Origin of the sequence: Burkholderia sp. AU19243 (genome assembly GCF_018148075.1) — a bacterium.
GTDB lineage: Bacteria > Pseudomonadota > Gammaproteobacteria > Burkholderiales > Burkholderiaceae > Burkholderia > Burkholderia latens_A.
This window is the reverse complement of the sequence record NZ_JAGSTV010000003.1, coordinates 266563-288273: the sequence shown is the minus strand read 5'-3', so window position 1 is coordinate 288273 and position 21711 is coordinate 266563. Positions and strand designations below refer to the sequence as shown.

Here is a 21711-nt window from a genome sequence, read left to right as displayed (position 1 = left end):
CGATCGAAACTGCCAACATCATCCAGGAACATTCCATGCCACGAATCCTTGATCGCGCGCTGCGGCCGGCCGCGGCCACGCTCGCGATACTCGCGCTCGTGTTCGCCGCCGGCTGCGCAAGCGACAGCGCAGCGCTGTCGAACATTCGCTACGACCTCGGGCCCGCCGCGCCGGTCGCGACGGCCGGCACGGGCCCCGCGTTGAAGGTGCTCGACGTCGGCTCTCCCGATGCGCTCAATACCGACAAATTCGTCTACCGCCTCGCGTATGCGGATGCGCAGCGCATGGCCGTGTATCGCGACAGCCGCTGGACCGCGCCGCCCGCGCAACTGCTCACCCAGCGGCTGCGCGGCGCGCTGTCGGCGCGCGGCGCGGTGCTCGAAGGCTCCGACGGCGTGCGCGCGCCGACGCTGAAAGTCGACCTGAACGAGTTCGAGCAGGTGTTCGACGGCCAGTCGCAGAGCCACGGCGCCGTCACCGCGCGCGCAACGCTGATGCAGGACGGCAAGGTGCTCGGCCAGCGCACGTTCGTCGCGCGCGCGCCGTCGAGCACGCCCGATGCGGCCGGCGGTGCGCGGGCGCTCGCTGCGGCGAGCGACGAACTCGTGTCGCAGATCGCCGCGTGGGCCGGCGTGCAGGCGTACGCGGGCACCCCATGACGCGCCGCGCGCAGCCACGATGAGCGCGCCGGGCACGCCGCGTGCGTCGTCGCTTGCGCGGCAGGCATTCGCCGCGTACGCGGCACTCATCGTCTACGCGTCGCTGTATCCGTTCCACGGGTGGATGTCGCTCGGCATCGGCCCGTTCGACTACCTGTTCGCGCCGATGCAGCGCTATGTGACCGCGTTCGACGTGGTCACCAACGTGCTCGGCTATATGCCGTTCGGCGCGCTCGGTGTGCTTGCGTTGCATCCGCGCCAGCGCGGCGTCGCCGCGACCCTGATCGTGTGCGGCCTCGGCATATTGCTGTCCGGATCGATGGAAGCGTTGCAAACCTACCTGCCGACGCGCGTTGCGTCGAATCTCGATCTCGGCGCCAACGCGCTCGGTGCGCTGCTCGGCGCGGCGCTGGCTGCACCGGCGGCCGGCGCGCTGCTCGATCGCGGCGCGCTGCGGCGGCTGCGCTTCGCGTGGTTCGAAACCGATGGTGCGACGCCGCTGCTGCTCGCCGCGCTGTGGCCGTTCGCGATCCTGTTTCCGTCCCCGTTCCTGTTCGGCATCGGCGACTGGCCGGCCGCGCTGTGGGAGCGCGCCGACGGTTCGATGCAGGATGCGCTGCTCGCGTGGCTGCCGGCCGCCTGGCACGTCAGCGAATGGCCCGAGCGTGTTGACGGGTGGCTGTCCGACTCCGCGTGGGAGGCCGTGCTCGGCGGCCTGATGCTGTTCGCCGCGCTGGCGATCGCTTCGCTCGCGATGCGCGGGAGCGCGCCGCGCGTGCGCCTGCTGATCGCGTTCGTCGCGGCCACGCTCGCGCTAAAGGCGGGCGCGACCTTCATGCAGTCGAGCACCGGGCTGGTCGTCGTGTGGGCGACGCCCGGCGCGCGGCTCGGCATCGAACTCGGCTTCGCGGCGGCGCTGGTCGCGCTGCGCGTGCCGGCGCCGGCGCGCGCGCTGCTCGCGGCCGCCGCGATGCTGGCCGGCGTCGCGCTCGTCAACCTGCTGCCGGTCAATCCGTTCTTCGACTTCACGCTGTCCGGCTGGCGCCAGGGCCGCTACGTGCACTTCAACAGCATCGCGCGCTGGCTTGCGTGGATCTGGCCGTACGCGGCGCTGATCTGGCTGGGCCAGCGGGTCGAGCATGCGTGGCTGCCGCGCCGGCTGCGGCGCTGACGGCGGCCGCACGCCCGCAGCGCCGACAGCACCGGCAGCACCGGCAGCACCGGCAGCACCGGCAGCACCGGCAGCACCGGCAGCACCGGCAGCACCGACAGCACCGACAGCACCGACAGCACCGACAGCACCGACAGCACCGACAGCACCGACAGCACCGACAGTACCGACAGCACCGACAGCACCGACAGTACCGACAGTACCGACAGTACCGACAGTACCGGCAGCGCGGCCGCGGTGCGTTCGCCGGCAGCGGTGCGTTCGCCGGCAGCGGCGCGCGCCGGTCGTTATAATCGTCCGCACCTCCGTTGCCGCGTGCGACGGCAATCGCCTCTCTTTACGTCCGGCCGCGTGCCGGGCCGCTCGTCACCATCATGGATTCCTATTACCAGCACCACGTCTTCTTCTGCCTGAACCAGCGCGAACCGGGCGCCGAGCGTCCGAGCTGCGCACGTTGCGATGCGCAGACCATGCAGGAATACGCGAAAAAACGCGTGAAGGAGCTCGGCCTCGCGGGCCCGGGCAAGGTGCGCATCAACAAGGCCGGCTGTCTCGACCGCTGCGAGGAGGGGCCGGTGATGGTCGTGTATCCGGAAGGCACCTGGTACACGTACGTCGACCAGGCCGACATCGACGAGATCGTCGAAACGCACCTGCGCGACGGCAAGGTCGTCGATCGCCTGAAGATCTGAGCGGGCGGCCGAATGAACGTTCATACGCAGAAGTCGCTGATCGCGGGCCCGGTCGGGCAGATCGAAATCGCGGTCGACGTGCCGGACGCCGTGCGTGAAGGCAGCGCCGCGCCGCGCGGGATCGCGCTCGTCGCGCACCCGCATCCGCTGTTCGGCGGCACGATGGACAACAAGGTCGCGCAAACGCTCGCGCGCACGCTGGTCCAGCTCAACTACGTGGTGTACCGGTCGAACTTCCGCGGCGTCGGCGCGACCGAAGGCGTGCACGACAACGGCATCGGCGAGGCCGACGACCTGCTCGCGGTGCTCGCGCACATGCGCGCGCAGCCCGCGTATGCGGGCCTTCCGCTCGTGCTGGCGGGCTTCTCGTTCGGCACGTTCGTGCTGTCGCATGTCGCGAAGCGGCTGCGCGACGCGGGCGACACGATCGAGCGGATGGTGTTCGTCGGCACGGCCGCGAGCCGCTGGCAAGTCGCCGACGTGCCCGAGAACACGCTCGTGATCCACGGCGAAACCGACGACACGGTGCCGATCGGATCGGTGTACGACTGGGCGCGGCCGCAGGAGCTGCCGGTCGTCGTGATCCCGGGCGCCGAGCATTTTTTCCATCGCAAGCTGCACGTGCTCAAGCGCATCATCGTCGACGCGTGGCGTTGATGCGCCGCTCGTGTGGTGCGGCGCTGCCGCCGCACCACAGCGACTGCGATTGCGCGCGCTCGCGCGACATCGCGCCGCACCGGCCATCTTCTTCCAGACGCAACGGATGCCGGGTTTCAAGGCATTCCGTCGCGACGCCGCATCGTGTCGAATACGATCTGCGATGCACCGCGCGGCACGGCGCAACCTGACTTGCACGGCGCCTGCGCGCGCCTTTCGGGCGGCTTCGACCGCGATTGCCTGCAACGAAGCCGCGCTATCCTCTCGAAGCCCGCATGCGGCCGTCGCGCGCCCGGTTCGCGAAAACGCCGTTCGCGGCCACGTATAATGGCCGCATTTCGCGTCGCCCGCGGCCCGGCTGGCCCATGCGGCGCTCGTTTCGCCGCCTGTCCGCCCGCTCGCGACGGCCGCGAACCGAACGCGTCCGCACGAGTCCAACCGGCGCGTTTCGCGCCGTCCGACGCAGTCGGATGCATGCCGGAACGCCCGCCGCCTTGCCGTTCAACCCTGCGCGTTTCGCGCCGCACTTTCTGCCATCAGCCTGAATCGATCATGCGTCTGTCTTCCCAAGGCCTCAAGTCCCTCGCTTCTTCCATCGCCTTCGGCACCGCCGCGCGCAACGTCGCGCTGGGCGTGATGCTGCCTGTCGCGCTCGCGTCCACGATCGTCGTCGCCGAGGCGAAGCCCGCCGCCAAGGCCAAGGCCGCGCATGCGGCGCCGGCCGCCGCCGAGCAGTCCACCGGCGCACCTGCGACCTTCATGCCGGGCGCGGTGCCGCCGCCGGGCGTGAACGCACGCTCGTGGGTGCTCGTCGATGCGACGAGCAATACGGTGCTCGCATCGGGCAACGCGGACGAACGTGTCGAGCCCGCGTCGCTGACGAAGCTGATGACGGCGTACCTGGTGTTCGAGGCGCTCGACAAGAAGAAGATCTCGATGGAGCAGATCGTCACGCCGAGCGAGGCCGTGCGCCGCGTCGGCCGCGACGAATCGCGCATGTTCATCGAGGCGAACAAGCCGGTGTCGGTGCATGACCTCGTCTACGGGATGATCATCCAGTCGGGCAACGACGCCGCGATCGCGCTGGCCGAACTCGTCGGCGGCAGCGAAGGGCAGTTCGTCACGATGATGAACGACGAGGCGCAGCGCCTCGGCATGAAGGGCACGCACTTCGCCGACGTGAACGGCATGCCCGACCCGAACCACTACACGACGGCCGGCGACCTCGCGAAGCTGTCCGCGCACCTGATTCGCGATTTTCCGCAGTACTACGGGATCTTCTCGGAGAAGGAGTTCAAGTACAACAACATCCGTCAGGGCAACCGCAACCGGCTGCTGTGGCTGGATCCGACGGTGGACGGCCTGAAGACCGGGCATACGCAGGCGGCGGGCTTCTGCCTGATCGCATCGGCGAAGCGCGCGATCCCGGGTGTCGACGGCCAGCGTCGCCTCGTGTCGGTGATGATGGGCGAGCAGAAGGAAAACGACCGCACGCAGGACAGCATGAAGATGCTGAACTACGGCTACAGCGCGTTCGACGCGGTGCGCCTGTTCAAGGGCGGCCAGGCGATGTCGACGCCGCGCGTGTACAAGGGCAAGGAGAACACCGTGCAGGTCGGCGTGAAGGGCGACCAGTGGGTGACGGTGCCGCGCGGCCTCGGCGACAAGGTCAAGACCGAAGTCGACGTCAACGCGCCGCTGATCGCGCCGCTCGCGGAAGGCCAGCAGGTCGGCACCGTGAAGATCGTCGCCGACGGCAAGACGCTGTCGGAGTTCCCGGTCGTCGCGCTGCAGGCAGTGCCGGAAGCGGGTATCTTCGGACGTATCTGGGACTCGATCCTGCTGATGTTCAGCAAGAAGAAGTAAGCGCGACGGGCCTTTGTTTTCACGACTTCATCCCCATCTGGTATAGCCATGAGCCAAGCCGAATTCGAACCGATCGTCTACCTCAGCGTGTCGTCGCAGGAGGAACTGGTGCCGCTGTCGCAAGCCCGTGTGCCGGTGCTCGACCGCGGGTTCATCTTCGGCGATGGGGTGTATGAAGTTGTCCCCGTTTATGCGCACGACGGCGCGCACGTGCCGTTCCGGATCGAACAGCATCTGGACCGGCTCGCGCGCAGCCTGAAGAAGATCGGCATCGCCGACCCGCACGATGCGGCCGGCTGGCGCGCGCTGATCGAGCGCGTGGTAGCCGCGAACGCGGAAGGTCTTGCGGGCGGCCACGCGCTCGTCTATCTGCAGGTGACACGCGGCGTCGCGAAGCGTGGTCACGCGTTTCCGGCGAACGCGGTGCCGACGGTGTTCGCGATGACGAGCCCGCTGCGGCTGCCGTCGGCGGACGAGCGCGCCAAGGGCGTGCGCTGCGTGACGGCCGAGGATCGCCGCTGGCTGCATTGCGACATCAAGTCGATCTCGCTGCTCGGCAACGTGCTGATGGCGCAGCATGCGGCCGAACGCGATGCGTTCGAGACGATCCAGCTGCGCGACGGCAACGTGACCGAAGGGTCGTCGTCGAACGTGTGGGTCGTGAAGAACGGCGAACTGTTCGCGCCGCCGCGCAGCAACAGGATTCTCGAAGGGATCCGCTACGCGCTGGTCGAGCAGCTGGCCGACGAATGCGGCATTCCGTTCGTCGCGCGCGAGATCGGCGAGGTCGAGCTGCGCGCTGCGGACGAGATCATGATCACGTCGGCCACGAAGGAAATTCTTCCGGTCACGTCGCTCGACGATCTGCCCGTGCAGGGCGGCAAGCCGGGCCCCGTGTTCGCGGCGTTGTACGACGCGTACCAGCGTGCGAAGGCACGCGAGTTTGAACAGTTTGACCTAACCCGGAGAAAGTGATGAGCGAACCGACCAAAACCATCGAGGTCACCGGCGCGGTCGATGCCCGGAAGGAGTCGCTGCTGGAGTTTCCGTGCGATTTCCCGATCAAGATCATGGGCAAGGCGCACCCGGAGTTCAAGGACACGATCTTCAAGGTCGTGGCCGTCCACGACAACGAGATCGACGTCGAGAAGATCGAAGAACGCGCATCGAGCGGCGGCAACTACACCGGCCTCACGATCACCGTGCGCGCGACGAGCCAGGAACAGCTCGACGACATCTATCGTGCACTGACCGGCCATCCGATGGTCAAGGTCGTGCTGTAACGGGCCGTTGCGGCTGTCCGGGGATCAGCGCAAACGGCCGCTGATCCCTTTCCATCCTCCGTCCAGCGCGCACTCGGCCGGGCATTTCCCCGCCGCGCGTCGCGCATCCAGTTCGTCGCAGAGCCTCTTGAACTCCGCGACTTCCTCGAGAATCCACGTCCTGAACGCCTGCACGCGCGGCGTATCGAGCAGCGGCGGCGGGCACACGAAAAAATAGTGCCACGGGCTCTGCCCGTCGATGTCGAACAGGCGCACGAGGCGCCCGTCGAGCAGGTCGTGCACCGCGAGCGAGCGACGTACCAGCGCGATACCCTGGCCTTCGATCGCGGCCAGCAGCAGGTTCGACGAATCCTGATACAGAATCCCCCGTTTCGGCTCGGTCAGCGTATCGACCCCGGCTGCGTCGAACCACGGGCGCCACAGCTCGTCGTCCGAGCGCAGCAGGTTGTAGTGGACGAGATCGGCGGGCGTCTGCGGCAGCTTGCCGCCGTTCAGCGCCGGCGAACACGCGGGAAAAAACACCTCGTCGAACAGCGGCTCGACGTGCAGCCCCGGATAGCTGCCGGAACCGAAGCGGATCGCGAGGTCGACGTCGTCGCGCGCGAAATCGGTCAGCGAGTTGGTGGACTGCAGTTCGACGTCGATTTCCGGATGCCGCTCGATGAACGTGCCGATGCGCGGCGTGATGAAGCGCGCGGCGAACGACGACAGCATCGACACCACGAGCCGCCGTCCGCGGTCGCTCGCGCGCACGTCGCGTGTCGCGTCGGCAATCACCATCAGCGCGGTGCGGATCTGCTGCGCGTAGCGCATGCCGGCGTCGGTCAGGCATAGCCGCTTGCCGTTGCGCGTGAACAGCTGCACACCCAGTTCCTCCTCGAGCGCGCGCACCTGGTGGCTGACCGCGCCGTGCGTGACGTAGAGCTCGTCGGCGGCGCGAGAGAAGTTCTCGTGCCGCGCGGCGGCTTCGAATGCGCGAATGGCGTTGAGCGCAGGCAGCTGGCGGAGGTCCATTTGCTAATTTTCCTCACATCGACGTGAAAAATGGTCGTTTGGTCGGATGCCTTGGGGTGACTACGATTGTAGCCATCGAAGCACGTATTGGCGGAGTCGATCATGCAAGAAATTTCCTCAAGCATCACGTTCGAAATCCCCGCAGGCGAAACCGTACCGATGAAGGTCCAGCACAGCACGCGCCTGACTGTGCAGTGCGGGCCGGTGTGGGCGACGCGCAGCAACGACGTCGAAGACTACTTCCTCGTCGACGGCGAGACGCTGAAGCTGCGCCGCGGCGAGCGGCTGTGGCTCAGTGCGGAAAGCGGGCGGGGCGCGCACGTCGCGTTCTCGGTGTCGCGACCGGCTCGGGACGTCGCACGCGGTGCGCTCGCGCGGCTGCGCGAGCGCGTGAATGCGCTGCTTCACGACGGCTGGCGCACCGTCTGACGCGGCTTTCGTCCGACGGATGCCTGCCATCCGTCCCTTTTCCCTGCCCGGCGAGACCGATGGGTTTTCGGTAAACTGACGGCCATGTCCGTCTCGCCGGTTGCCATCGTGTCCACGCCTGTCGCTGTTTCCGCATCGCCCGCCGGGGCTCCGGTCGAGTCCGTCGTGCCGGTGACCGTGCGCTGGCGCGGCAGCGAGGCCTACCAGGCGAGCTTTGACGCGATGCGCGCGTTCACCGACACGCGCACGGCCGACACCGGCGACGAAATCTGGGTCGTCGAGCATCCCCCCGTCTACACGCTCGGCCAGGCCGGCGACCCGGCTCACCTGCTGGTGGCCGACAGCGGCGTGCCGCTCGTGAAGGTCGACCGCGGCGGACAAATCACCTATCACGGCCCCGGCCAGATCGTCGTCTACCTGCTGCTGGACTTGCGCCGCCGCAAGCTGATGGTGCGCACGCTCGTGACGAAGATCGAGGAGGCCGTGATCGAAACCCTCGCGGCGTATAATCTCGCTTCGGTCCGCAAGGCGGGCGCGCCCGGTATCTACGTGGCGTCCGGCGCGCACGAAGGCGCGAAGATCGCGGCCCTCGGCCTGAAGATCCGCAACGGCTGCAGCTATCACGGGCTGAGCCTGAACGTGAAGATGGATCTGCGCCCGTTTCTCGCGATCAACCCGTGCGGCTACGCCGGACTGGAAACCGTCGACATGGCGAGCCTCGAGGTTGCCGCCGACTGGAACGACGTCGCCCGCACGCTCGTGGGGCGCCTGATTGCCAACCTCGATGGCGCATCCGCGGCCGCCGACAAGCCGCAGGCACTGGAACATTCGAATGACTGACGTTACCGCTTCTCCCGCACCGGCCGATTCGGCCGCGACCGCTGCCTACGATCCGACCGCCAAGCAGAAGGCGCAGGCGAAGACGGCGCGCATTCCGATCAAGGTCATTCCGATCGAGAAGCTGAAAAAGCCGGAGTGGATCCGCGTGAAGGCGGCCACCGGCAGCTCGCGCTTCAACGAGATCAAGACCATCCTGCGCGAGCACAACCTGCACACCGTGTGCGAGGAAGCGAGCTGCCCGAACATCGGCGAGTGCTTCGGCAAGGGCACTGCGACGTTCATGATCATGGGCGACAAGTGCACGCGCCGCTGCCCGTTCTGCGACGTCGGCCACGGCCGCCCCGATCCGCTCGACGCGGACGAACCGAAGAATCTCGCGCGCACGATCGCCGCGCTGAAGCTCAAGTATGTCGTGATCACGAGCGTCGATCGCGACGATCTGCGCGACGGCGGTGCTGCTCACTTCGTCGAGTGCATTCGCGAAGTGCGCGAACAGTCGCCGGACACGCGCATCGAGATCCTGACGCCGGACTTCCGCGGCCGTCTCGACCGTGCGCTGTCGATCCTGACCGCGGCGCCGCCGGACGTGATGAACCACAACCTCGAAACGGTGCCGCGCCTGTACAAGGAAGCGCGCCCGGGTTCGGACTACGCGCATTCGCTGAAGCTGCTGAAGGACTTCAAGGCGCTGCATCCGGACGTCGCGACGAAGTCGGGGCTGATGGTCGGCCTTGGCGAAACGGAAGAGGAAATCCTGCAGGTGATGCGCGACCTGCGCGCGCACGACGTCGACATGCTGACGATCGGCCAGTACCTGCAGCCGTCCGAGCACCATCTGCCGGTGCGCGCGTACGTGCATCCGGATACGTTCAAGATGTACGAGGAAGAGGCGTACAAGATGGGCTTCACGCACGCGGCCGTCGGCGCGATGGTGCGCTCGAGCTATCACGCCGATCTGCAGGCGCATGGGGCGGGGGTGGTCTGATTGCTCGCTGAGTTGAACGCACAAAAACCCGCGGCGCGGTATTTTGTTCGTTTTTTCCGATATCCCGCGAAATCGCGGTTTCTCGCGGCTCAAATAATCAGGTACGAGAAGATGCCACGCGTTTCACGAACGCGCCAGAAATGCTTTGACCCGATTCATTGCCTCGGAGCAGTCCTTTTCTCTAAACAAGCGCGACGCCATTTGGGCTGGGTCACCGAAGAAGAAGCGTTCATATAGGATTTGGCGCCCGCCAAATGCCGAGATCGCCGTGTCCCATGCCAACCGGTACAGCGCGATCCGATCATAGGCATCCATGCGGGCTACCTCGTAATAGCGTCTAATGTCTGCAGCAAGCGGTCCAGTGAGAGATATCGTGGCCGGCATCGAAACGAGGCCGCTGGCTCCGAGTTGCTGAATGATCTCGACCATTCTGGGATAGAGACGAGGATACAGATTTCTAGCGGCGTCGAGCGGGTCCCAGGCCGGAACGAGCATCCCGAAGGCATTGTTATGGGCGCCGGCTTCGGCTGCATGTCTGAAGGCCTTCAAGGTTTCAAGATTGACCCAGACTTCCGCCATTTTTTCATGAACGTGCTGAAATTTTTCCAGCCCGGATCCTTCTATCATCAGGGAGACCAGGCCGAGGAGAAACTCGGTCTTGACGATATTCTTGCAAACTACTTGGTAAGCCATGTGTGCGGTTGCACCGGTGGCCATATAGGCCATATTGCAAATATCGATGTCTCGATAGCAAAAGACGCGTTCCCACGGAACAAACACATCATCAAAGATCGCGACCGCGTCCATTTCTTCGAATCGGGCGCTAAGCGGGTGATCCGCCGCGCCGAATCCGTAATCTACCGAGTCGCGGCAGACGAAGCGCAGGCCGGGCGTCGCGGTCGGGAGTGCACAGCCAAATGCGTATGACTTTGATCGATCAGAATGATCCATCAAGCGCGCGGGAAAGAGTGCAATCTCGTCGGCGAATGGCAGAGTCGCAAGCAGACGTGCGCCGCGTATTACGATACCGTCATCCCGTTCCTCGCACACGTGAGTGGCAACCGCCGCATCAACCTGGAGCGCTGGGCCAACCAAGCGGTCAGGGCGTGGATTGAGCAGTGTGTGAGTCAACGATAGGTCGTTTTCACGAATGAAATCGTGGTATCGAATAGCATTTGCGCCATATGCTCGATCGGAAGTGCTGAACAAGGCTGCACTTCCCGAGAAAGAGGATATTGCACGATTCAGATACGCGGGCTCGCGCCCGAGCATCCCCATACTGTATTGGGCGCTATGCTGAAGAGCGTTGCCAAGCGAAACGAGGTCTGAGGGGGTGCGGGGAATACCGAATGAGCGATTGACCACCGTTCCCCGGGGACCCTTCTCGAGCAGGATATCCTCAGCGTTCCATTGGTAATCGTAGAGCCCGGCCAAGGTTGCCACTCCATTCTTGAATGCCGGATCGGTGGTAACGTCGGCGATCCGCGCACCACGATGCCAGATTTCTGCAGGATGCCTACGCAAGCGCTCGATAACATCGGCACTATGTCGAGCACCGGTGAATTGGTGGTTTGTCGTTAGAGAATCATTCATGTTTATCAAGAGTAGTGATAAATTGATTGCAGGAAGTCTGAACGCATGGCTATTCGTGATTCGGTTGATCCGCCGTTATTCCACTTTCTCGATGCTTTTCGTCATAGCAAAGCGCTGCTATCTGCCACCGATCGTCGCAGATTAGCCACAGCTCTAGAAAATCAAACATGGTAAGTATTCTTCCATCGCGTCGCATCGAGCCGGTGCCGGAAAACGACGCCCATTGCTGTTTTTCAGAGATTTTCGTGATTTCGTCGTGGACGTACATACCGAAATTACACCAACTCTGCTCGAGCAGATGTCGTTGTATATAGGATATTTGTTGGGATTTCGTCGATATTCTGCCTCCTCGCTTTACGAAGAAATGAGGGCTTTCGACGAAATTAAGTTGATCGACGTCCCCATTCATATAGGCGTCGATCCAGACGTCTCTCATTTGCAATAGACTGTATCTTGGCTTCATGAGATTTTGGTGAATTGAATATTTTATGGTGTTTATCGATATTTTGTGCTGATTTGGTAATTGGGCAGGGTAAACGCCGGGCGTCGTTTTTTGTGAATTGTGATGACGTTTTTCATGCATTCTTCTATGTCAATCTCTCGGATTGCATTAATTATATTCTCTCTAAAAATATAAAAATCAGCTGAGTCTGGGTCGAAATTGATGGTGCCGCGAAAAATTTCGCTAAGTCCAAGTTGATTGGCTATGGCGTGAATGATATCCAATTTTCTCGGAAAATCGAGGCCAAATGTTATGTGCAACGAGTGGGCTGAGATGGTTTGGACGTTGTGCCAGTAGCCGGAAGGGAGATATAGGCTGGATCCTGTTCGCAGGTTTTCAAGGAGATCAGGTGAGCCGGTTGGCGGATCGAGATAGAAGCTCTTGTCTCCTCTGTTTGGTGAAATATATGTCGGATTATAGATGTGCCAACGCTTTTCACCGGACAGCTGCACTGAAATGATGTCGTGGTCGTCAAAATGGCACCCGAAACTAGTCCCGGATTGAGCGGAGATATAGAGGTTCGCCCACGACTGGCATTTCAGGATGTGTTCGATTTCAGTAGTCAATGCTAAGACAGGTGGAAAGTAATCCTGGCATCCGTCGATGATAATGGTGCAACCATCATCCAGCGCGCGATACAGAAGGTCAGGCATAATTGTCGCGAACCTGCCGCCGCGTGGATTCGAGCTGTATCTTAGAAATCCGCAGTATCCGCGCGGATATTCCGTGTCAGCGCTACTAATTCTGATTCTGGGGTAGTCGAGCAACCCACTTTCTAGTAGAGCGTTTACGGTGCTCCAATTAGGTAGATTTTGGCGCATCACGGGACCAAGCAGATGTGGGTGCATGTGTAGCACATGCTTGGTGAAGAATTCGAGATCGAAGTTCGGGAAGAGGGAGTTAGTCACGAATAATCTCCAGCGTTTTCAGATCGGAATTCGCCGCGAGGACGAAGGCATTGAGCGGAGTGCTCGAGGTGCCGAATAATTGGCGAGGATCCTGATGCAGAATGAGGAGGACGTAGACGCGATTCGACAAATCCGCAATTAACGAGGCCAAGCTGATCACGCCGGCAGTCTCCAACCCGGCAAACGGCTCGTCGAGAATAATCAGGTCAGCATTTTGCAAGAGCGCTCTGGCGACTCCTAGTCGCTGCCGTTCGCCTCCGGATAATAGCCCCCCTTTTTCACCGACGACAAAATCCAGACCATCTGCGGTGCAAAATTTACTCAACCCGACTGACGATAGCGTTGAAATCAATTCGCTATCGTGGGCATCGGGATTGCCGTAGAGAAGATTGTTGCGGATGGATTCATTGAAAATGATACTTTCTTGCGATGTGGAGGAAATCGACTGGAGCAAGGAGTCGCGCTCGACAGACGACATGTCGATGCCGCATAGAAATATCTTCGAGGTAGGAGGAGTGATTTCGCCTCTCATGATACGCGCGAGCGTGCTTTTGCCGATCCCGCTGTCCCCTCTCATCGAATTGATGTGACCTTTTAGAATGACGATATCACCCGTAACGGGGTAGGATTGCCTGTCTTGATGGTCAAATAAAATGAGATTATCAATTTTGTAGTGGATATTTTCTGTTGTTCGGATATTAATCGTGATCAGCTCTCGTTGCGCTACATTCGCTTGAGTGAGTGCGTCCGATATTCGCTCAATATCGATTTTGGCGTGCAGGATGTTTCTGTAATTGAATCCGAGTGAATTGATCTGTGAAATCATATGGGCTAATCCAGTGGAGAGCATGATCGTGGTACCTATGCTTCCAATTTTGTCGCCGTCGAACCACGAGAGCGCGACGTACGCCATACCCCCGCAAAGTACGGCTGCCCAGATGCTGTCTTTCAGGAGCTCCTTTGAGTGATAAAACCGTTTTTTTGCCAACGTCGTCAAGAGCAGTGCATGTTTCCGAGCGCGCACCGAGATTGCCTCGGATGAAATCGGTCCGGCGTTGATGAAACTGTCATGCATGAAGGCAGAGCACGCCGCATCTGCTTCGGAGATGTTTCGAATGAGCGGCACGCGAGTGCGAGTAACCTTGATGATATAGATTGAATAAATCACACCGCATAGTACGAGCGCCAGACTCGCACTTGGTCCGATCAAGAAGAGCGTAAACGCAATGATCGAAATAAATTCGAGAGTGATGGATAGCGTGGAGCGCAATGTGTTGTTCAGAAACGAGCGGACGGACCCGATGGCGTCTTGAAGTCTCTTCTGCAACTCTCCGGAGTTTTTTTGTCTTGACGAACTTGAGTCCAGATTGATGACGTGTTTGTACCATGCGTCTCTGATGTCATTTTCCAACCTCACCGCAAGGATGTTGGACGAGAATGTCGAGATTCCGCCGCAAACGGGAAGCAGCAGACGTTGAATCGAGAAAAACAGTACGAATAAGTAGATGCCGTGTGCGCTGTTGCTCTGAATGCTTTCCGTTAACCATTTCAAAAGTGCACCCAATGAGGTATTGAGTGCCGAAGTGGCGGCAGATGCGATGAAAATGACGAAAAGCAGGCCACGATATCGATTTATCAACAATGGCAGGCGAGACGCATTTTTAGTGTTTCTTTTCAAGATAGGTGCAATGAGAAGGATTGCCGGTCGGGGGAGGCGCCATGAACGAGACACGGCACCATGCGGTCGTGCTGACGGGCAATGAGTGGAGCCGTCGCTTACGACTTGCTAGAACCGAACGGTTTGTCCATGACGCGCATTGAAATCGTGATCGACGATTCGTCGATCAGGAATACAAACTCTTGTTCGAGTTGCATGAGCAATAGACGCCGCAACCGTGCCCACCACAGTACATGGACGGATTCTGTCGCTGGATGATTCCTTCGATCAATTCAGTCGGCGTTAAGGATCTTGCTGCTTCGGGATCCATTGGCGAGCCGATGTGAACGAGATCTTCGTGGTAAACCGGGCGCTGGAGGGCGTTGAGTTTTTGTAGCGAATAGGAATTGCCGAACTCGACATACCATTTTCTTACGGTTTCGATGCCGAAGGTCTCGTGGATGATATCGATTTGCTGCTGAAGCCGAATCCTCTTGTATTCGGATAGGGTGATTCCGTGAGACGAGAGATCTCTGATTTTTTCGATTAGATGCGCTCTGCAGAAGGGAGTGTGATGTAGCATCCTCCCAAAAAATGCATCGCAGAACTCGGAGTATTCTTTGGTGAAAAGAATAAAGGTGTGCCACATCTTATCGATGATGAGAACGGACTCGTCGATTTCGAAGGTGATGCAGTGCCTCTGTGCATGATCCGCTAGGAAAAGGAATTTCTTGGTTTCCTCGAAGATGTCGCTGGCGGCTTGCTCGCTTACACTCCATTTGTCCCGAAATTTCTTGATGACGCCATCGTTTCGGTATTTGATGAGTTCTGTTGGGAGGCAGAAAGGCGTACTGTTTGGATTGGACGCTGAAGTGGATTGATACGTCTGAGTTGCATTTTTCATGGTTCCTCGCGATGTTGAGGTGCATGCATCTTTTTAAGTGACTTTTATCGAACCGAGTGTCAAACGATTCTTCGTTTGATATGGAAAGCTAACGTTTGCTTTGTCGAATTGATATGGGACGTGTACGAAATTTTTTCTGGCGAGAATGGCGTGTTTTTCTGGCGATATGCGAAATGGATCGGTGGGCCATCTAAGTCATTCGATCTGAAAAATCGGAGCTTTGGCGAGAATCGGAAATCTAGTCTAAATTTTTGTTTTGATGGCCCCGCGGAGAATTTACATTCTGGTCTGTCTCGCTTGTCACCGCTTAGACCCGGTGGCCCCCTGCATGGGGCGACACTCGCGGTCGGTCGACGCGATACAAAGGACGTACGGCATCAGTATCCACACGCGTCTGAGAGAGTTGCCGAGACACCAGCGATTGTTTCTGTCGTCGCGTCGAAGGCGAACTGCGATCGCATGTCTCCACGCACTGATCGCCGCTCAATCGACGATCACATGCAATAAAGCATGAAAAGCAAAGCCGAAACGGCATCGATAGCTTCGCACGATAAGTTCGCTCCCGCCGCGAGCAAAGCTCGTAAAGTCGGCTCTCCGCTTGCAACACCCGCATTCCGAAGGAGAGCCGCATGTCCCGTTTCAGCTTCATCCGCCGCGCGCTCGTCGCGCTGACCGCCTTTGCCGCGCTCGGCGCAGCACACGCCGAATCGCGCGAAGTCGTGATCGCGTATCAGGACATGGTCGTACCGTGGCGCTACGCGCAGGCGAGCGGTGAAGTCGAGAAGGCAACCGGCTACAAGGTCACGTTCCGCAAGCTCGACAGCGGCGCCGACGTGATCCGCGCGCTCGCGTCGGGCTCCGTGCAGCTCGGCGAGGCCGGCTCCAGCCCGATCGCGGCCGGCCTGTCGCAAGGCCTCGACATCTCGCTGTTCTGGGTGCTCGACAACATCAACGACGCCGAGGCGCTCGTCGCGCGCAACGGCTCCGGGGTGACCAGCGTCGCCGGGTTGAAGGGCAAGAAGATCGGCGTGCCGTTCGTGTCCACGTCGCACTTCCATACGCTCGTCGCGCTGCAGGCCGCCGGCGTCAATCCGAACGACGTGAAGATCGTCAACCTGCGTCCGCCCGAAGTCGCGGCCGCATGGACGCGCGGCGACATCGATGCGACCTATATCTGGGATCCGGTGCTCGCGAAGGTCAAGCAGTCGGGCACCGTGCTGACGACGTCCGGCCGGGTTGCGAAGGAAAGTGGCAAATCGACGTTCGACGGCTTCGTTGTCAGCCGCAAGTTCGCGCGCGAGAACCCCGAGTTCGTCACGCGCTTCGTGAAGGTTCTCGCGTCGGCAGACGCCGACTATCGCGCGCATGCGGCGGCCTGGAAGGTCGGCTCGCCGCAGGTTGCGGCGGTCGCGAAGGTGTCCGGCGCGAACGCGCAGGACGTGCCGGCCAGCCTCGCGCTCTACGCGTTTCCGACGGTGGCCGAACAGGCTTCGCCGACGTGGCTCGGCGGCGGCGCGCAATCGGGCGCCGCGAAGTCGCTCGCGGCCACCGCTGCATTCCTCAAGTCGCAGGGCACCATCCAGACGGTGCTCGCCGATTATTCGGCCGGCGTCGATCCGCAGTTCGTGCAGAAGGCCGCGCGCTGAGCCCGACCATTCAGCCCACTCGTCGCGGAGCCCTTCGATCATGAGCACGCTGGAAGTCCGTCACGTATCGGTCGCGTATCCGGGGGAGCGCGGCAGACCGACGACGCAGGCGCTCGCGCGCGTCGACCTGCGCATCGATTCCGGTGAATTCGTCGTCGCGCTCGGCGCCTCCGGGTGCGGGAAGACGACGCTGCTGAACTGCATGGCCGGCTTCGTCGCGCCGACGACCGGCGACGTGCGCATCGACGGCGTGCCGGTCACCGGCCCCGGCGCCGATCGCGGCGTCGTGTTCCAGAAATACGCGCTGTTGCCGTGGCTCGACGTGCTCGACAACGTCGCGCTCGGGCTGCGCTTCGCGCGCGTGTCGAAAGCCGAACGCGAAGCGCGCGCGACAGAGATGCTCGCGCTCGTCGGCCTCGAGCGCCATGCGCATGCGCGCGTGTATGAACTTTCCGGCGGAATGCAGCAGCGCGTCGGCATCGCGCGTGCGCTCGCGAGCGATCCCCGCGTGCTGCTGATGGACGAGCCGATGGGGGCGCTCGATGCGATGACGCGCGGCACGATGCAGTCGCTCGTGCTTGACGTGTGGGCGCGCACCGGCAAGACGGTGTTCTTCATCACGCACGACGTCGAGGAGGCGCTGTTCCTCGCCACGCGTCTCGTCGTGATGACGCCGGGCCCCGGCCGGATCGCGGAAACCTTCGAGCTGCCGTTCGCGCGGCGTTACGTCGCTTCCCGCGATGCGCGAGCGGCGAAGTCGTCGCCGGAATTCATTGCGTGGCGCGAGCGGCTGATCGCATATCTGCATCGCGACGACGCGGCCGCGGAGGCCGCGTGATGCATGAGTTCGCGCGGCACGGCGCATCCGTAGGACGCGGGCGGATCAGTACTTTGGACAAGCAGGGCGACATGAGCACGCAGGATTCTTTGGCGGCCGAGCGCGCGGCCGCGCCGTCCGCGCAGGACGATCACGCCGTACGACGACGCGACGCAGCCCGTCGGGCCCGTGCGTCGCATCGCTACCGCTTGCCGGGGCAGGGGACGACGGCCGCGCTCAGCGTAGCGACGGCCGGGGCGCTGGCCGTGCTGTGGTGGGTCGCGACGCATCTGCAGTGGCTGCCGCCGCTGTTCCTGCCCGCACCTGAAGCGGTGTGGATCGCGTTCGTCGACGCATGGCACGGCCGTATCCAGGGCGGGCTGCCGTTGTCCGAACACCTGCTGTGGAGCGCAGCGCGCGTGTTCGGCGCGTTCGTGTTCGCGACGGCGATCGGCGTGCCGGCCGGCATTCTGATGGGCGTGAGCCGCATCGCGCGCGGCGTGCTCGATCCGCTGCTCGAGTTCTACCGGCCGCTGCCGCCGCTCGCGTACCTGCCGCTCGTCGTGATCTGGTTCGGCATCGACGAAACGGCGAAGCTCGTCGTGATCTTCCTCGCATGCTTCGCGCCGATCGCGATGGCCGCACGCGCCGGCGTGCGCGCGGCGACGGTCGAGCAGATCAACGCCGCGTATTCGCTCGGCGGCAGCTTCGCGCAAATCGTGCGGCACGTGGTGCTGCCGGCCGCGCTGCCGGAAATCCTCACCGGGCTGCGGATCGCGATCGGGTTCGGCTGGACGACGCTCGTCGCGGCCGAGATGGTCGCCGCGACGGCCGGGCTCGGGCAAATGGTGCTCAACGCGTCGAGCTTCCTGCGTACCGATATCGTGGTGATGGGGATTTTGATCATCGGCGCGATCGCGTGGCTGTTCGATCTCGCGATGCGGTGGGTCGAGCGGCGGCTGGTGCCGTGGAAGGGGCGCGGGTGATGCGGCACGGGCACGCGCGAATGCTTCGCGCGGCCGTTCACTCGCCCATCGCCACTCCTTCCCGCCGCGGATCCGCGCCACCGAACCACACCGTCTGCCCCTGCACGTTCAGCCGCTGGATCCCCTGCACGCCCGAGTTCATCTCGACGACCTTCACGTCGTGCCCGCGCCCCTTCAATCCGTCGACGAGCGCATTCGACACGCGCCCGCGTTCGAGCTGCGTCGGCCCGTTCATCGATCCGAAGTTCGGCAGCGCGATCGCCTGCTGCATCGTCATCCCCCAGTCCAGCACGCCGATCATCGTCTTCGCGACGTGGTTGATGATCGCGGGGCCGCCGGCCGAGCCGACGATCATCGTCACCTGCTTCGTCTTCTGGTCGAACACGAGCTCCGGCGACATCGCGGAGCGCGGCCGCTTGCCGGGCTGAACGCGATTCGCGACCGGCCGCCCGTTCTCGCTCGACACGAATGAGAAGTCGGTCAGCTGGTTGTTCAGCATGAACCCGCGCACCATCAGCCGCGAACCGAACGCGTCCTCGACGCTGGTCGTCATCGACAGCGCCTGGCCGTAGCGGTCGATGATCGCGAGGTCGGACGTCGAAGGCAATTCGGGGCTGCGGTCGTCGGCGAACGCGAGCGTCGCGCCCTGCGGCGTGCCGGCCTGCGCGACGCCCATGCTCGTGTCGCCGATCAGCCGTGCGCGCTGCGCGAGATACGACTTGTCGGTGAGGCTCGCCCAGTTGCCGCCGGGCAGCGGCACGAAATCGGGATCGGCGACGTAGCGCGCGCGGTCCGCATACGCGAGGCGTCCGGCCTCGCTGAACAGGTGTGCGGCGAACGGCGTCGGCTCGTAGCCGACGTCGTTGCGCACCGGCTTCTGCGCGCCGATCTGCTGCCAGTCCGGCATCGCCTCGAGGATGCCGAGCATCTGCGCGATCGCGAGGCCGCCCGACGACGGCGGCGGCATCCCGCACACGACCGAACGCCGGTAGTCGGTGCATAGCGGCGCGCGCACCTTTGCCTTGTAGCGCGCAAGATCCTGCAGCGACAGCAGCCCCGGATTCGTCGGGTGCTTGCGCACCTTCGCGACGATGTCGCGCGCGATCGCGCCGGTGTAGAACGCGTTCGCGCCGCGATCGGCGATCTGGCGCAGGACCGTGGCGAGCGCGGGGTTCTTCAGCACCGTGCCGGCCGCCTTCGGCGTGCCGTCCTTGTTGTAGAAGTACGCGCGCGCGGCCGGATCGTTCATCAGGTACTTGTCGTTCGCGATCAGCATCGCCAGACGCGGGCTGATCGTGAAGCCGTGCTCGGCGAGCCGGATCGCCGGCTGGAACAGCCGCCGCCACGGCAGCTTGCCGTGCGCGCGATGCGCGGCGTCGAGCATGCGCAGCACGCCCGGCGTGCCGACCGAACGCCCGCCGACCACGCCCTCGTAGAAACTCATCGGCTGGCCGGTCGGGCCGTAGAACAGCCGGTCGGTCGCGGCGGCCGGCGCGGTTTCGCGGCCGTCGTAAGCCTGCGTCGCCTTGCCGTCGAAGTAGAGCATGAATGCGCCGCCGCCGATGCCCGACGACTGCGGCTCGACGAGCGCGAGCACCATCTGCGTCGCGATTGCCGCGTCGATCGCAGTGCCGCCCGCTTTCAGCATTTCGTAGCCGGCCTGCGTCGCGAGCGGGTTCGCGGCCGCGATCATGAAGCGCTGCGACGTCCAGCCGGGCTTGTCGGTCCAGCCGGACGACCGCTCGGGCGCGTGCGCGCCCGGCAGCGGCACTGCGGCGTCCGATGCGGCGGCGACCGGTATGACGGCGTTCGATGGTGCGGACGGCGACGTGCAGCCGGCCCCGAACGTGACCAGCGCGGCGAGCGCGAGCGTGGCGGCGAGCGTCCGGGGACGCGAAGGCGGACGAATCCGGTCGAACATTGAACCCTCGGCAACGGTGAATTCGAAGGAGGCGGCGGCGCCGTGCGCACGCGGCGCGCTATTGTCGCCGCGCGGCCGCCGGGTTGTCATCAGACAGGAAACCCTGACGCATCCCGCCCGGCCCGCCGCGGCCGGTCTTTCCGGCCTGTTCGAGGATGAACTCTATGAAGGTCTGGGTCGCGCGCGTGTGGTGCCGGTTCGGCATGTACAGCATGTACATGTGCGTGCCGAAGATGCTGAGCCGATAAGCGTCGAGCGACGTGACGACGGCGCCGCTGCGGATGTCGTCCTGCATCACGTAGTCGGGCACGATGCCGACGCCGATTCCCGCGAGGATGGCCTCGCGCAGGAACAGGAAGTTCTCCGAAATCAGCGTGGGCTCGAGCAGCACCTCGTGGCGCTCGTCGCCGAGATACGCGGCGATCCGCAGCTGCCGGCCCAGCACCGTCGCGGTGACGACCGGCGCGGCGGCCAACGCGCCGAGGCTCGCCGGCATCCCGTGCTCGGCCGCGAACGCGCGCGACGCGCACGCGACGTAGCGCACGGCGCCCATGTCGCGCGCGACGAGATTCTGCGGCGGCTCGGACATCACGCGGATCGCGATGTCGACTTCGTCGCGCATCAGATCCTCCACGCGATTCTCGAACACGACATCGAGCACGATGCCCGGATGCAGCCGCTTGAACGCGAGCAGCCACTCGGACATCACCATCTGCCCGTAGCCGCTCGGCACCGACAGCCGGACGCGGCCCTGCAGGTCCTGGCCGAGCGTCGTCACCGATTCCTGCGCTGCAAGCAGCTCGTTGCGAATGCGCCGGCCGTGCTCGTACAGCTTCAGCCCGATCTCGGTCGGCTCGATGCGGCGCGTCGTCCGGCGCACGAGCTGCTGGCCGATCGAGCGTTCGAGCTGGTTCAGCCGATAACTGACGTTCGCGCGGCTCATCTTCAGCCGCTGCGCGGCCTTGCTCAGGTTGCCGGCGTCGAGGATCTCGACGAGCAGCGTCAGCGCGTTCAGGTCCATCCGCGGTGTCTCCTGATCCGTCCCGTTTAACCTGCCGAAACGGTTCGAAAGCATTCAATGTCAAGTCGGACTTGACAGCTTGTAAAGGCGGGCGGGAATTGTCAATGAATCTCGATCAATCGAGAATCCACCGATGGCTGGCCACCGCGCCGGATCCGTT

The 21711-nt window shown here is 63.0% G+C and carries 21 protein-coding genes; 13 read left to right on the top strand and 8 right to left on the bottom strand.

Annotated elements, in window-relative coordinates; genetic code table 11:
• Positions 1-35: 35 nt before the first annotated feature.
• Both KDW55_RS07550 and KDW55_RS07545 read left to right on the top strand, forming a co-directional pair.
• Entirely contained in the window at positions 36-659 is a 624-nt protein-coding gene (locus KDW55_RS07550) for an ABC-type transport auxiliary lipoprotein family protein (protein WP_040144805.1), read from the top strand.
• Between the two features lie 19 nt (positions 660-678).
• Entirely contained in the window at positions 679-1830 is a 1152-nt protein-coding gene (locus KDW55_RS07545) for a VanZ family protein (protein ID WP_209821141.1), read from the top strand.
• On the opposite strand, the gene KDW55_RS29350 is transcribed toward KDW55_RS07545, so the two are convergent.
• The gene (locus KDW55_RS29350) at positions 1713-2015 is read right to left on the bottom strand and encodes a hypothetical protein (protein ID WP_249181314.1); all 303 of its coding nucleotides are present in this window, start codon (positions 2013-2015) and stop codon (positions 1713-1715) included. The genes KDW55_RS07545 and KDW55_RS29350 overlap by 118 nt on opposite strands.
• Before the next feature lie 189 nt (positions 2016-2204).
• Here KDW55_RS29350 and KDW55_RS07535 point away from each other — a divergent pair, with 189 nt between their 5' ends.
• The 5 genes from KDW55_RS07535 to KDW55_RS07515 all read left to right on the top strand — a co-directional run bounded on the left by KDW55_RS07535 (position 2205) and on the right by KDW55_RS07515 (position 6328).
• Positions 2205-2522 (top strand): ferredoxin, encoded by a 318-nt coding sequence (locus KDW55_RS07535; RefSeq protein ID WP_040142192.1) that lies wholly within the window; start codon positions 2205-2207, stop codon positions 2520-2522.
• Positions 2523-2534: 12 nt separating this feature from the next.
• Positions 2535-3179, top strand: coding sequence for an alpha/beta hydrolase (locus KDW55_RS07530; RefSeq protein WP_040142190.1), 645 nt, complete (start codon positions 2535-2537; stop codon positions 3177-3179).
• A gap of 552 nt (positions 3180-3731) precedes the next feature.
• Positions 3732-5045 (top strand): D-alanyl-D-alanine carboxypeptidase family protein, encoded by a 1314-nt coding sequence (locus KDW55_RS07525; RefSeq protein WP_040142188.1) that lies wholly within the window; start codon positions 3732-3734, stop codon positions 5043-5045.
• Positions 5046-5093: 48 nt separating this feature from the next.
• The gene (locus KDW55_RS07520) at positions 5094-6020 is read left to right on the top strand and encodes a D-amino acid aminotransferase (protein WP_212148365.1); all 927 of its coding nucleotides are present in this window, start codon (positions 5094-5096) and stop codon (positions 6018-6020) included.
• Positions 6020-6328: a YbeD family protein gene (locus KDW55_RS07515; protein WP_040142184.1), complete on the top strand. Its 309-nt coding sequence runs from the start codon at positions 6020-6022 to the stop codon at positions 6326-6328. The genes KDW55_RS07520 and KDW55_RS07515 overlap by 1 nt, the downstream gene beginning before the upstream one ends.
• A gap of 24 nt (positions 6329-6352) precedes the next feature.
• Here the strand turns inward: KDW55_RS07515 and KDW55_RS07510 are convergent, their stop codons facing one another.
• The gene (locus KDW55_RS07510) at positions 6353-7342 is read right to left on the bottom strand and encodes a transcriptional regulator GcvA (protein ID WP_209821139.1); all 990 of its coding nucleotides are present in this window, start codon (positions 7340-7342) and stop codon (positions 6353-6355) included.
• Between the two features lie 102 nt (positions 7343-7444).
• Between KDW55_RS07510 and KDW55_RS07505 the strand changes: the two genes are divergently transcribed.
• From KDW55_RS07505 to lipA, 3 genes are all read left to right on the top strand, one after another.
• The gene (locus KDW55_RS07505; RefSeq protein ID WP_040144804.1) at positions 7445-7771 is read left to right on the top strand and encodes a DUF2917 domain-containing protein; all 327 of its coding nucleotides are present in this window, start codon (positions 7445-7447) and stop codon (positions 7769-7771) included.
• An 84-nt stretch (positions 7772-7855) separates the two neighbouring features.
• A complete protein-coding gene (gene lipB / locus KDW55_RS07500) occupies positions 7856-8611 on the top strand; it encodes a lipoyl(octanoyl) transferase LipB (RefSeq protein ID WP_040142179.1) in 756 nt (251 codons plus the stop codon).
• Positions 8604-9596: a lipoyl synthase gene (gene lipA / locus KDW55_RS07495; protein WP_040142177.1), complete on the top strand. Its 993-nt coding sequence runs from the start codon at positions 8604-8606 to the stop codon at positions 9594-9596. The genes lipB and lipA overlap by 8 nt, the downstream gene beginning before the upstream one ends.
• 123 nt (positions 9597-9719) lie before the next feature.
• On the opposite strand, the gene hpaB is transcribed toward lipA, so the two are convergent.
• The 4 genes from hpaB to KDW55_RS07475 all read right to left on the bottom strand — a co-directional run bounded on the left by hpaB (position 9720) and on the right by KDW55_RS07475 (position 15160).
• On the bottom strand, positions 9720-11189 hold the full coding sequence (gene hpaB / locus KDW55_RS07490; protein WP_059544678.1) for a 4-hydroxyphenylacetate 3-monooxygenase, oxygenase component: 1470 nt from the start codon (positions 11187-11189) through the stop codon (positions 9720-9722).
• A gap of 495 nt (positions 11190-11684) precedes the next feature.
• Positions 11685-12599 (bottom strand): cupin domain-containing protein, encoded by a 915-nt coding sequence (locus KDW55_RS07485; RefSeq protein ID WP_212197911.1) that lies wholly within the window; start codon positions 12597-12599, stop codon positions 11685-11687.
• Entirely contained in the window at positions 12592-14277 is a 1686-nt protein-coding gene (locus KDW55_RS07480; protein WP_212197910.1) for an ABC transporter ATP-binding protein, read from the bottom strand. The genes KDW55_RS07485 and KDW55_RS07480 overlap by 8 nt, the downstream gene beginning before the upstream one ends.
• Positions 14278-14443: 166 nt before the next feature.
• Positions 14444-15160, bottom strand: a complete 717-nt coding sequence (locus tag KDW55_RS07475) for a hypothetical protein (RefSeq protein WP_059544682.1) — start codon at positions 15158-15160, stop codon at positions 14444-14446.
• Between the two features lie 629 nt (positions 15161-15789).
• Between KDW55_RS07475 and tauA the strand changes: the two genes are divergently transcribed.
• The 3 genes from tauA to KDW55_RS07460 are packed head-to-tail and all read left to right on the top strand — an operon-like array spanning position 15790 to position 18609.
• Positions 15790-16806 (top strand): taurine ABC transporter substrate-binding protein, encoded by a 1017-nt coding sequence (tauA, locus tag KDW55_RS07470; RefSeq protein ID WP_059544684.1) that lies wholly within the window; start codon positions 15790-15792, stop codon positions 16804-16806.
• A gap of 40 nt (positions 16807-16846) precedes the next feature.
• Positions 16847-17644, top strand: coding sequence for an ATP-binding cassette domain-containing protein (locus KDW55_RS07465; protein ID WP_209821135.1), 798 nt, complete (start codon positions 16847-16849; stop codon positions 17642-17644).
• Positions 17644-18609, top strand: coding sequence for an ABC transporter permease subunit (locus KDW55_RS07460; RefSeq protein ID WP_059544688.1), 966 nt, complete (start codon positions 17644-17646; stop codon positions 18607-18609). Before KDW55_RS07465 ends, KDW55_RS07460 begins: the two co-directional genes overlap by 1 nt.
• Positions 18610-18646: 37 nt before the next feature.
• Here the strand turns inward: KDW55_RS07460 and ggt are convergent, their stop codons facing one another.
• Positions 18647-20530: a gamma-glutamyltransferase gene (gene ggt, locus KDW55_RS07455; protein WP_059544740.1), complete on the bottom strand. Its 1884-nt coding sequence runs from the start codon at positions 20528-20530 to the stop codon at positions 18647-18649.
• Between the two features lie 58 nt (positions 20531-20588).
• Entirely contained in the window at positions 20589-21551 is a 963-nt protein-coding gene (locus tag KDW55_RS07450) for a LysR family transcriptional regulator (protein ID WP_059544690.1), read from the bottom strand.
• Between the last annotated feature and the right edge of the window lie 160 nt (positions 21552-21711).

Excerpts from the sequence above, each read along its gene's own strand:
- KDW55_RS07505 (WP_040144804.1), top strand. The coding sequence starts at position 7,445 with ATGCAAGAAATTTCCTCAAGCATCACGTTCGAAATCCCCGCAGGCGAA.
- KDW55_RS07460 (WP_059544688.1), top strand. The coding sequence starts at position 17,644 with ATGCATGAGTTCGCGCGGCACGGCGCATCCGTAGGACGCGGGCGGATC.
- KDW55_RS07520 (WP_212148365.1), top strand. The coding sequence starts at position 5,094 with ATGAGCCAAGCCGAATTCGAACCGATCGTCTACCTCAGCGTGTCGTCG.
- KDW55_RS07510 (WP_209821139.1), bottom strand. The coding sequence starts at position 7,342 with ATGGACCTCCGCCAGCTGCCTGCGCTCAACGCCATTCGCGCATTCGAA.
- KDW55_RS07465 (WP_209821135.1), top strand. The coding sequence starts at position 16,847 with ATGAGCACGCTGGAAGTCCGTCACGTATCGGTCGCGTATCCGGGGGAG.
- KDW55_RS07550 (WP_040144805.1), top strand. The coding sequence starts at position 36 with ATGCCACGAATCCTTGATCGCGCGCTGCGGCCGGCCGCGGCCACGCTC.
- KDW55_RS07545 (WP_209821141.1), top strand. The coding sequence starts at position 679 with ATGAGCGCGCCGGGCACGCCGCGTGCGTCGTCGCTTGCGCGGCAGGCA.
- lipB (WP_040142179.1), top strand. The coding sequence starts at position 7,856 with ATGTCCGTCTCGCCGGTTGCCATCGTGTCCACGCCTGTCGCTGTTTCC.
- tauA (WP_059544684.1), top strand. The coding sequence starts at position 15,790 with ATGTCCCGTTTCAGCTTCATCCGCCGCGCGCTCGTCGCGCTGACCGCC.
- lipA (WP_040142177.1), top strand. The coding sequence starts at position 8,604 with ATGACTGACGTTACCGCTTCTCCCGCACCGGCCGATTCGGCCGCGACC.
- KDW55_RS07535 (WP_040142192.1), top strand. The coding sequence starts at position 2,205 with ATGGATTCCTATTACCAGCACCACGTCTTCTTCTGCCTGAACCAGCGC.
- hpaB (WP_059544678.1), bottom strand. The coding sequence starts at position 11,189 with ATGAATGATTCTCTAACGACAAACCACCAATTCACCGGTGCTCGACAT.
- KDW55_RS07515 (WP_040142184.1), top strand. The coding sequence starts at position 6,020 with ATGAGCGAACCGACCAAAACCATCGAGGTCACCGGCGCGGTCGATGCC.
- KDW55_RS07450 (WP_059544690.1), bottom strand. The coding sequence starts at position 21,551 with ATGGACCTGAACGCGCTGACGCTGCTCGTCGAGATCCTCGACGCCGGC.
- ggt (WP_059544740.1), bottom strand. The coding sequence starts at position 20,530 with ATGTTCGACCGGATTCGTCCGCCTTCGCGTCCCCGGACGCTCGCCGCC.
- KDW55_RS07530 (WP_040142190.1), top strand. The coding sequence starts at position 2,535 with ATGAACGTTCATACGCAGAAGTCGCTGATCGCGGGCCCGGTCGGGCAG.
- KDW55_RS07475 (WP_059544682.1), bottom strand. The coding sequence starts at position 15,160 with ATGAAAAATGCAACTCAGACGTATCAATCCACTTCAGCGTCCAATCCA.
- KDW55_RS07525 (WP_040142188.1), top strand. The coding sequence starts at position 3,732 with ATGCGTCTGTCTTCCCAAGGCCTCAAGTCCCTCGCTTCTTCCATCGCC.